A 6,244-nucleotide genomic window follows, 5' to 3' on the forward strand; every position below is an offset into this window, starting at 1 on the left:
GCACATGCCGGCGGGCGGGGGCCGCGATTGCGCGGACGGTTCCGAGCCTTCATCCGCCTCTGGAGACCCGCTCAATGGGCCACGGCCGCATTCGCCTGACACCGCCGCATCAGCCATCGTGACTTCTTGGACCGGACTCAGAGTTGTACGCTCCGTTGACTCCGTTGATTACGTTGGAGCCTGGAAGAATGGGAGAGGGGGTGGATGATGATGATGATCGTCATCCACCCCCTCGCGTTTACTTCAGGAAGCCTCGGGCGCGGTCCTTCGCGGCAAAGTAAGCCGCGTTGAGCTGCGGTCCGACGCGCTGCTCGGCAGGTGTGGACCGGTAGTCAAGCCACTCGCGCCACCCAGGAAGTTCTACCTCCAGGAACGGGCCTTCCTGGCCGGTTTCCTTGAGGAAGGCGGTTTCATCCGGGTCGCGCGCCGGCCGCGTCATGCCGCAGACGTCGGAGCGTGCCTTGACCTGCCGCACGCCCACACGCCTCCGGTCCCACTTGGCCCTGAGTTCGCTTAGGTCGTAAGCGTCGAGGTTGATCATTCGATTCGCCTCCGCCAGCGTCCGTCGAGCCCCGCGGCAGTAAAGATAGCAAATCCAACGCGAGTCGTCCACTACGTCCATTATCCGCCATCAGCGGATCACCGCCCGTTCGGTGACGATGGCGTCGAGGCGGATGTCCCAGGATTCGCGGGGAATGGAACCGGACTCCTGGGCGGCGAAGAAGAGGCCGCAGCGGAAGCCGCGCCAGTCGGGGTGCGCGAGAAGGCGGTCGTAGTAGCCGCCGCCGCGGCCCAGGCGGTGGCCGGCGCGGTCCCACGCCAGGCCGGGGATGAGCGCGGCGTCGATTTCGCCGATCTCGCGGAGCGGGCAGGCGTCGGCGTCGGGCTCGCGGATGCCGAAGCGGCCGGGGCGCAGCGCGTCGGGCAAATCGGCCTGGTGCAGCGTCATCCGGCCTTCGGGAAGGCAGCGCGGATAGACCAGGGTGATGCCGCGGCGCCGCGCTTCGGCCGCGATCTCATCCGTGCCCACCTCCTCCGGCAGCGAGGCGTAGAGAAGGAGCGTGCGCGCGCCGGCGACCTCGGGAACGTCCCACACGCGGCGCGCGATCTCCGTCTCCGCGGCGGCTCGCTCGGCGGGGGGGAGCGCGCGCAGAAAGGCGCGCGCCTCCGCGCGGATGGCGGCCTTGCTCACGCGCCGTCCGCCCGGGCGACGGCCACCGCGACGGCGGCGGCGACGCGCGCGTTGTTCAGCAGCAGCGCGACGTTGGCCTCCAGTGAGCGGCCGCCGGTGGCCTCCGCGACGGCGCGGAGCAGGAACGGAGTCACTTCCTTGCCGCGGATCCCTTCGCGGCGGGCGCGGGCGAGCGCGTCGGCGATGGCGCCGTCGACCTCATCCGCCTGCAGCGCGTGTTCGACGGGGGGCGGAGCGCAAAGGAGCATGGCGCCGGGAAGGCCCAGGTCGCGGTGCGCGCGCCAGAGCCCGGCCGCCTGCGCCGCGTCGTCCACGCGCACGTCGACGGGGATGCCGCTGCGAGCGGAGTAGAACGCCGGCAGCTCGTCCGTGCCAAAGCCGACGACGAGCACGCCGGCGGTCTCCAGCGCCTCGCGGGTGGCGGCGAGGTCCAGCACCGACTTGGCGCCCGCGCACACCACCAGCATGGGCGTGCGCCCCAGCTCCGTCAGGTCCGCGGACACGTCACGCTCGTCGCCGCGGTGCACGCCGCCGATGCCGCCGGTGGCGAACACGCGCACCCCCGCCCGCATCGCCAGCCACAGGGTCGCGGCGACGGTGGTGGCGCCGTCCGTCCCCCGCGCCACGGGCACGGCCAGGTCGCGCGTGGAAAGCTTGAGCACGCCGTCCGCCATCGCCAGGTGCTCGACCTCCGCGCGTTCCATCCCCACCCGCGGCACGCCCGCGACCACGCCGACGGTGGCGGGGACGGCGCCCCCGGACGCGACCGCCTCTTCCATCGCCAGCCCCACCTGCAGGTTGCGCGGGCGCGGCAGCCCGTGCGCCAGCACCGTGCTTTCCAGCGCGACGACGGGGCTGCGCCGCGCGAGGGCGTCGGCGACGGTCGGGGACGTGCGGATCATCGGCTCCGGCGGTTGAATGCGGTGATGCGGTCGCGGCACAAGGTATGGACCGGCGCGCCAAAGTGCGACTGGCGAGGCGGACCCGGCCTTGACCGCTCGCGGTGGAATGAACATCATTTCAGGACACGCTTCATCCGAAGCAGTATCCATCTACAGGAGGCATCGCAATGCACCGCAAGCTCGCCCTGAACCTGGAAGACCTGAGCGTCGAATCGCTGGACGTGGTGTTCGAGCCGGAGGTCACCGCGTACGCGGGATCCATCATCATCCGCACCAACACGGATCCCGTCTCGGGCGACTGCAGCAGGCCGACGATCTGCTGCGCGTAACGTCAGCGCTCCACGGAGAAGAACGAATGGGGGCGAGCCACGGCTCGCCCCCATTCGCGTCCATTCGACGCCCCCGGGCGGTCGTTCCTCAGTCGCCGAAGGAAACGCCCAGGCGGCGGGCGGTGCGGACCACCTCACCATCGACGGGGACGCGCTTGATGTCGTTCACGGCGTCGCCCAGGGGAACGCTGCGCACGGACTTGCCCTGCAGCGCCACCATCGACCCGAAGTTGCCGCGCTCCACCGCGTGCACCGCCGCCGCGCCAAAGCGCAGGGCCAGGTTGCGGTCGTAGGGCACGGGGCTGCCGCCGCGCTGGATGTGGCCCAGCGTCAGCGTGCGCGTCTCCTTGCCCGTCGCGGCGGCGATCTCGTCGGCCAAGCGGTCGGCGATGCCGCCGTAGCGCCCGGTTTCACCCACGAAGCTGGGCGAGCCGCCGGCCACGCTGGCCCCCTCGGCCACGACGATGATGCTGAAGCGGCGCCGCGCCCGGTCGCGTTCCATGATCTTGTCGACGATGCGGTCGACCGAGTACGGGATCTCGGGGATCAGGATGACGTCCGCGCCGCCGGCCAGGCCACTTTCGAGGGCGATCCAGCCGGTGTGTCGCCCCATCACCTGCGCCACCATCACCCGCTGGTGCGCCTCGGCCGTGCTGTGCAGACGCCCGATGGCTTCGGTGGCCACATCCACCGCGGTCTGAAAGCCGAACGTCATGTCGGTGGCGCCCAGGTCGTTGTCGATGGTCTTGGGCACCCCCACCACGCGCAGCCCCTTGAGGAACAGACGGTGCGCGATCTTGAGCGAGCCGTCGCCGCCGATGGCGATCAGCGCGTCGATCTCCAGCTCGCGAAAGCGGTCGATGATGGCGCGCGAGGGGTCGTTGGGGCCCCAGGTGCCGTCCGGCTGCCGCGGCTCGAGGCCGAACAGGTTGCCGCGCGTGGTGGTGCCCAGGATGGTGCCGCCCAGGTGCGTGATGCCGCGCACTTTGTCGGCGCACAGCTCCATCATCCCCGGCTCGCCGTCCACGTCGTCGTTCAGCAGCCCCATGTAGCCGCGGCGGATGCCGAACACCTCCCACCCGTTGGCGTGGGCGGCCAGCGTGGCGGCGCGGATCACGGCGTTCAGCCCCGGCGCGTCGCCGCCACCCGTGTTGATGGCGATGCGCCGGATGTTCGCGGAATACTCCATCAGCCCGTCTATTTGTTAGAGATGTTGTCGATTCGAAAAGATACCGCTCCGCCCCACACCCCTCAAGTGCAGCTCCTGGCATCGTGCATTCCACTGGTTCCGCAAAAGAATGGCCTCACACAGAGTTAACAGAGTCAACAGAGTTGTCTCTCGCGCATTTCCAGACTCCGCGCGCATCCCACACTGTGGTAAGGGCATGCACGCGAGTCCTTCGGGAACGCCTCGACATGGCGTCGGCGGGAAGCCCCTCCCCCGGCCCCTCCCCGTTTGTTCCTCACGGAGAGGGGAGAATGCGATCCCGCTGCGACCAGGATCGGACTTGCATCCGAGAGGGCCCTCACCCGCTCTCTGAGGCTCGCACCCTCTCCCGCTCGCGAGAGAGGGTATAAACTTCGAGCCCGCTACGACGCAATCCCCAGCCCTCGCCACGCAGTTTGCCGCAGTTTGTGGGGGAGGGCTGGGGAGGGGGGCGGCCCACCATCCCGCACCCATCACCAGGATCGCTGAGAGCCCTGCCCTACCTGAACCTCCCCCGGCAGTTTCGGGGGAGGTGGGCGAGGGTTACGAGCCCGGAGAGGGCCTGCGCCAGCGTCTAGCGAAGCGTTCCGCGCAGTGCCCGCGCGGGCGGCGACGCGGGACCGGCCGCCTATTTTGTTGGGTTTGTTGACAAACACCGAGCGGAGAGTGAACATGTACGTGCGGCTCCGCAACCTCTCCGCGCCCGTTGGGACCTCAGCACCCGAAAAGTCCCGGCGCCGTGCCGACTTGCATCAACCCGGCGCCGCGGGCCATCTTTCCCGCGGCGGCGGGCCTGGCGCCATTTGGCCGTCGTACGGACGAATGGCCGCCGCCGCGCGTGCAATCGCCCGCGGCCTTTCCTGAACGACCCTCCCCGTGCGAAAGATCGACCCGCGCAACTTTCAGCGCGCCACCCGCACCACCACCAAGGAGATCAACCGCCAGATCGTCCTTAACCTGGTGCGCGAGTACCAGCCGATTTCGCGGGCCGACCTGGCCCGGCGGATGGGCGTGGCCCGCGGCATCGTCACCCCGCTGGTGAACGAGCTGATCGAGGCGGAGCTGCTGGTGGAAGGCGCTACCGGCGCGTCGCCGCGCGGCCGCAAGCCCACGCTGCTGCACGTGCGCGCGCACGACCGGCTGGCCGTGGCGGTGGACGTGCGGCTGAGCGAAACGCAGCTCATGCTCAGCGACCTCAGCGGCCGTCCCCTGGCCACCGAGCTGCTGGCCACGCCCGCCACGCCGGAGGCGCTGGTGGAGGCGCTGGCACCCCGCATTCGCCGGCTGGTGGACGCGCACGTGTCGTCCGGCGAGTGCCAGGGCGTGGGGCTCGTTGTCCCGGGGATGGTGGACCGCGCCACGGGCCGCATCGTCAACGCTCCAACCCTCGGCTGGCGCAACGTGGACCTGCGCTCCGCGCTGGAAGAGGCGGTCGGCATCCCCGTGCACATCGAGCGCGACGCCGTGGCGTGCGCGCTGGCGCAGATGTGGATGGGGCAGGGCCTTATCGAGGGCGCCGACAGCTTTGCGTACGTCACCTTTTCCGACGGCGTGGGCGCGGGGCTGGTGATGGGCGGCCACGTGGTGCGCGGCCACCGCGACGCCGCGGGCGAGTTTGGCCACATCCCCCTGTCGCTGGAGGGGCCCGCCTGCCTGTGCGGGTCGCGCGGCTGCTGGGAGGCGTACACGTCCACCACGGCCGTGGTCGCCCGCTATCTGGGCCGCGAGCTGGCGACGCGTGAGAGCTACACGCAGGTGCGCGAGAGCCGCTTGACGGTGGTGGACGTGATCGCCCGCGCGCGCGCCGGCGACCGCGCCGCGCGCGAGGCGCTGGAGCTGACCGGGCGCTACGTGGGGCTGGGGCTGGCCGCCATCGTCAACGCGCTGAACCCGGCGCGGATCGTGATCGGCGGCGACATCGCGGCGGGGTGGGATCTGATCAAGCCGCGCGTGGTGGAGGCTCTGGCGGAGCGCACGCTTACGCAGGGCACCGCCGCCACCCCCGTGATCCCCGAGCCGCACGACCCGCAGACCCGCCTGCGCGGCGCCGCCGCCCTGGTCGTCGCGCCCGTCTTCGCGGCGCCCACCGTGGGGTGAACCCGGAAAAGACTGCGTCAGGGAGATCACTGTCATCCTGAGGCTGAGAGGGTGTTGAGAAACCCCGAATCGCGCCAGTCATCCTGAGGAGGGCGCCGCTCCATATCCTGCTCATACACAACACTCTGGCGCCGACCGAAGGACCTTGGCGGCAGAAGCGTGAGGCTGGCTTCATGCCCCGCATCAAGCTCCACGGTGGCGGAGAGAAGGTCCTTCGGTCGCGCGTAAGCTCTTGTGTTCCTGAAGGTTCCGCGTGGCGCTCCCTCAGGATGACTGTGTGCTTCGTACGAAGAGTTGAGGTTTCTCAACCCCTCTCAGCCTCAGAATGATACCCTTTCTCGCAGTTCGTCGTGCAATCAGAGGAACGACGGAAAAACATCACGCGGAGGCGCGGAGGAACTGATGAGGCGCGGAGGCGTTCTGAACGTTCCCTCCGCGCCTATTCTGATTTCTCCGCGCCTCCGCGGGAAAATCTACCCCCTCACTGAACAGAGAAATCCGAGAGATGGTATGACAC

The 6,244-nt window shown here is 69.7% G+C and carries 6 protein-coding genes; 2 read left to right on the plus strand and 4 right to left on the minus strand.

Annotation, left to right across the window (positions count from 1 at the left end; translation table 11 throughout):
- Nucleotides 1-238 precede the first annotated feature (238 nt).
- From ACOJUJ_RS07065 to ACOJUJ_RS07075, 3 genes are all read right to left on the minus strand, one after another.
- On the minus strand, nt 239-541 hold the full coding sequence (locus ACOJUJ_RS07065; protein WP_420126155.1) for a hypothetical protein: 303 nt from the start codon (nt 539-541) through the stop codon (nt 239-241).
- A gap of 90 nt (nt 542-631) precedes the next feature.
- Nucleotides 632-1,192: a 5-formyltetrahydrofolate cyclo-ligase gene (locus ACOJUJ_RS07070; protein ID WP_420126156.1), complete on the minus strand. Its 561-nt coding sequence runs from the start codon at nt 1,190-1,192 to the stop codon at nt 632-634.
- Nucleotides 1,189-2,094: a pseudouridine-5'-phosphate glycosidase gene (locus tag ACOJUJ_RS07075; protein ID WP_420126157.1), complete on the minus strand. Its 906-nt coding sequence runs from the start codon at nt 2,092-2,094 to the stop codon at nt 1,189-1,191. Before ACOJUJ_RS07075 ends, ACOJUJ_RS07070 begins: the two co-directional genes overlap by 4 nt.
- 167 nt (nt 2,095-2,261) lie before the next feature.
- On the opposite strand from ACOJUJ_RS07075, the gene ACOJUJ_RS07080 reads away from it, so the two are divergent.
- On the plus strand, nt 2,262-2,423 hold the full coding sequence (locus ACOJUJ_RS07080) for a hypothetical protein (protein WP_420126158.1): 162 nt from the start codon (nt 2,262-2,264) through the stop codon (nt 2,421-2,423).
- A gap of 88 nt (nt 2,424-2,511) precedes the next feature.
- On the opposite strand, the gene ACOJUJ_RS07085 is transcribed toward ACOJUJ_RS07080, so the two are convergent.
- The gene (locus ACOJUJ_RS07085) at nt 2,512-3,612 is read right to left on the minus strand and encodes a 6-phosphofructokinase (RefSeq protein WP_420126159.1); all 1,101 of its coding nucleotides are present in this window, start codon (nt 3,610-3,612) and stop codon (nt 2,512-2,514) included.
- 894 nt (nt 3,613-4,506) lie between these two features.
- Here ACOJUJ_RS07085 and ACOJUJ_RS07090 point away from each other — a divergent pair.
- Nucleotides 4,507-5,727 carry an ROK family transcriptional regulator gene (locus ACOJUJ_RS07090; protein WP_420126160.1) on the plus strand — a complete coding sequence of 407 codons (1,221 nt, stop codon included), beginning with the start codon at nt 4,507-4,509 and terminating at the stop codon, nt 5,725-5,727.
- Nucleotides 5,728-6,244: the final 517 nt, after the last annotated feature.

Origin of the sequence: Longimicrobium sp. (assembly GCF_048594345.1) — a bacterium.
In the GTDB taxonomy this organism is placed as follows: domain Bacteria; phylum Gemmatimonadota; class Gemmatimonadetes; order Longimicrobiales; family Longimicrobiaceae; genus Longimicrobium.